General features: G+C 66.2%; 3 protein-coding genes and 1 pseudogene. 1 reads left to right on the top strand and 3 read right to left on the bottom strand.

Going from position 1 to position 2,989, the window contains the following annotated elements:
* Positions 1 to 332, bottom strand: a pseudogene (locus JOY90_RS03270) (carboxypeptidase regulatory-like domain-containing protein); the annotation flags it as partial.
* A gap of 78 nt (positions 333 to 410) precedes the next feature.
* On the opposite strand from JOY90_RS03270, the gene JOY90_RS03275 reads away from it, so the two are divergent.
* A complete protein-coding gene (locus JOY90_RS03275; protein ID WP_291689734.1) occupies positions 411 to 1,334 on the top strand; it encodes a VOC family protein in 924 nt (307 codons plus the stop codon).
* A 4-nt stretch (positions 1,335 to 1,338) separates the two neighbouring features.
* On the opposite strand, the gene JOY90_RS03280 is transcribed toward JOY90_RS03275, so the two are convergent.
* Both JOY90_RS03280 and JOY90_RS03285 read right to left on the bottom strand, forming a co-directional pair.
* Positions 1,339 to 2,256 carry an ABC transporter permease gene (locus tag JOY90_RS03280; protein ID WP_291689735.1) on the bottom strand — a complete coding sequence of 306 codons (918 nt, stop codon included), beginning with the start codon at positions 2,254 to 2,256 and terminating at the stop codon, positions 1,339 to 1,341.
* The coding region (locus JOY90_RS03285) for an ABC transporter permease (RefSeq protein ID WP_291689736.1) at positions 2,253 to 2,989 on the bottom strand (737 nt) is incomplete at its 5' end. The genes JOY90_RS03280 and JOY90_RS03285, both read right to left, overlap by 4 nt.

Here is a 2,989-nt window from a genome sequence, read left to right on the forward strand (position 1 = left end):
GTTGAGGATCTTGCCCGGCTCGGCCGCGACCTTTGGCGAGTCGACCAACCGTAGCCGCGCACCCAGACCTGGTAATGCGCGTGGGGCAGGTCGGGCACGACGTAACCTCCGCGTTCGTCGGTGACCGCGATCTTCGCGAACCGCGTGCTGAGCTCGGTGGTCTGCGCGATGACCCAGACGCCGGCTTCCGGCCCGAACCGGCTGGTGACCACGCCACCGATATCGTCGTCGTCGATGGCAACCGCGGGGCCGGGGTTCTGCTGAGCGCCTGCCCCAGCCGTAAACATCGCCAGCGCCAATACTACCATGACAACGGTTTTCCCGACGCTCATGACGTCCCCCCAAGCCTTCATTGATTTCAAGGGTGTTCGGCGCATAGTAGCCCAAATCCGCTGCAAGGATGCACCGACATGCTGCCGACGCCGAAATTCCATCACCTGCATCTGAACTCGACCGATCCAAATGGCGCTATCGATTTCTATACACGGCAATTTCCGAGCACCGCGAAGGGGAGTTGGGGCGGCTTTCCGGCCCTCAAATCGCCGAACGACGTCATGGTGCTGATCACGAAAGTCGATACGCCGCCGACCAGCGAGCCGCAGAGCGCGATCTGGCATTTCGGCTGGCACGTCACCGACTCGCGCCGCAGTCTCGATACCTATAAGACCCGGCGCGAGGTCGAGCTTTTGCCGCTCTATACGAGCGAGGAAGGCGGTTCGGTGCTGATCAGCAGCGACACCTGGCCGGGCCAGGGCGGCGTGCTGGGTCTGACCAAGGCGCAGATTGCCGAGGCGAGGCAGAAGGGCCTCGGGCCGGCCGGCGGCGGAGGTTTCGCATATATGAAGGGCCCGGATGACGCGCTCGTCGAGTATGCCGGCGAACACCCGGCCGAGCGCTTCAACCACGTGCACCTCTATCAGGAGGACCCGCTCTGCGCTCAGCTGTGGTACCAGAAGCATCTGAACGCGCCGCCGCGGGCTGGCTGGGGCGGCGCGCCGGTGACCGAGGCCGACTGCAAGGTGCCGCGCGGCGCGGACCCCACCTGGCCGGCGCTCAATCGGGAAGGAATGTACCGCTCGCCCCGAGCCGGTGTCGAATTCGGCGATGTGGCGCTGATCTGGTACGCGAACCAAGGCGACCGGCCGCTCGTCGGCTCGCGCGGGCAATTGCAGGATCACATCGCGCTGAGCGTCACAGATCTCGACGCCTGGGTCGACAAATTGCGCAGCGAAGGCGTCGCCTTCCTCGAAGAATCCTACCCGCTCGGCGACACCCGCGCCGTAATGATCGAAGGCCCGAGCCGCGAGGCGCTCGAGCTGGTCGAGGCGGGTTGACCGCTTACACGGCCCCCCGCAGCCTTGGGTCGAGGATATCGCGGATGCCGTCGCCGAGCAGATTGAAGGCGAGCACCGTGATCGTGATCGCAAGGCCCGGAAACAGCACGAGCCACCACGGCGGGACGAGGCCGGCGTTGAGGGAATCGGCCAGCATGTTTCCCCAGGTCGGGGTCGGCGGCGGAATGCCGACCCCGAGAAAGCCGAGCGCCGCCTCGATGATGATTGCGACACCGAGATGGGTCGTCGCGAGGATCAGATACGGCGCCACGCATTGCGGCAGGATGTGCCGCGCCATGATGCGCAGGTGCGAGGCGCCGAGGCCGCGTGCCGCCTCGACATAGGACAACTCCTTCAAGGACAGCACAACCGCTCGGATCACCCGCCCGCCAAACGGGATGCGGGTGATCGCGATCGCGACGATGACAGTCGCAAAGCCGGCGCCGAGCGCCATGGCGATCGCCATCGCCAGGATGAGATCGGGAAACGACTGCATGAACTCGATGCAGCGCTGGCTGACGATGTCGAAGCGGCCACCGAAATAGCCGCAAGCCAAGCCCCACAGCGCACCGAGCGTGGTGCCGAGCACGACCGCGCCGATCGCGACGGTCAGCGAGGCGCGACTGCCATGGATGACGCGGCTCAGCGTGTCGCGGCCGATCTGGTCGCTGCCGAAATAGTGGCGCTCCGACGGCGGCTTGGTCATGGCGCGGAAATCGGACTTCAAGGGATCGTAGGGAGCAAGCGCCGGCGCCGCGACGGCGACGAAGAGGATGCCGGCCGCGATCACTCCCCAGAAGGCGGACATCGGCGAGCGGCGGGCGAACCGGGCCAGACCGCGCCAGAGACGCCGCACCAGGGATGGCTTCACCTGGCCGGCAAGCGGCGCCGGCGTCGCGGTGTCCTGCGCGATGGTGCTCATGCGAAGCGAATCCGCGGGTCGAGCCAGGCGGAGATCAGGTCGACCACGACGTTGAGGAGCACGAACACGATCGCATAGAGAAAGACCAGGTTCTGCATGACGAACACGTCGCGCTCGCTGACCGCGATCGCCATCGCATAGCCGAGCCCGGGCGTGCCGAAGGCGCGCTCCACCGGGATCGAGCCCGCGAGCACGAAACCGAGCAGGATGCCGGACAGCGTCACCACCGGCAGCAGCGCGTTGGGGAGCGCATGCAGCGCAATGACCACGCGCCGGTTGAGACCCTTGGCCCGCGCCGTGCGGATGTAGTCCTCGCGGATCACCTCGAGCAGGCTCGAGCGGGCCATGCGGGCGATATAGGCGGCCTGGCCGAGCCCGAGCACGATCGCCGGGCCGATGACGATCTGAAAATTGGCCCACGGGTCGTCGAGGAGAGAGACGTTGGCGAGCGGCGCCCGATAGCCGAACACGAAGAGCAGGCCGAGCACGATCAGCATGCCGAACCAGAAGCCCGGAATGGCGAGAAACAGGATGCTGAAGAACCGCGAGACGTTGTCGCCAAGACTGTTGGGACGCAGCGCGCTGACAAGCGCAACCGGAATGCCGACGATCCAGGACAGCACGACCGAAATGAACGCGATCTCGGCGGTCAGCGGACCGCGGCGCGCAATCATCTCGGCGACATTCTCGGCGCGGAAGAACGAGTGGCCGAGATTGCCGCGCACGATGTCGG

The sequence above is a fragment of the Bradyrhizobium sp. genome (assembly GCF_019242285.1).
In the GTDB taxonomy this organism is placed as follows: Bacteria; Pseudomonadota; Alphaproteobacteria; order Rhizobiales; family Xanthobacteraceae; genus Bradyrhizobium.

Coding starts and splice junctions, on each gene's coding strand:
- JOY90_RS03275 (WP_291689734.1), top strand. CDS start 411: ATGCTGCCGACGCCGAAATTCCATCACCTGCATCTGAACTCGACCGAT.
- JOY90_RS03280 (WP_291689735.1), bottom strand. CDS start 2,256: ATGAGCACCATCGCGCAGGACACCGCGACGCCGGCGCCGCTTGCCGGC.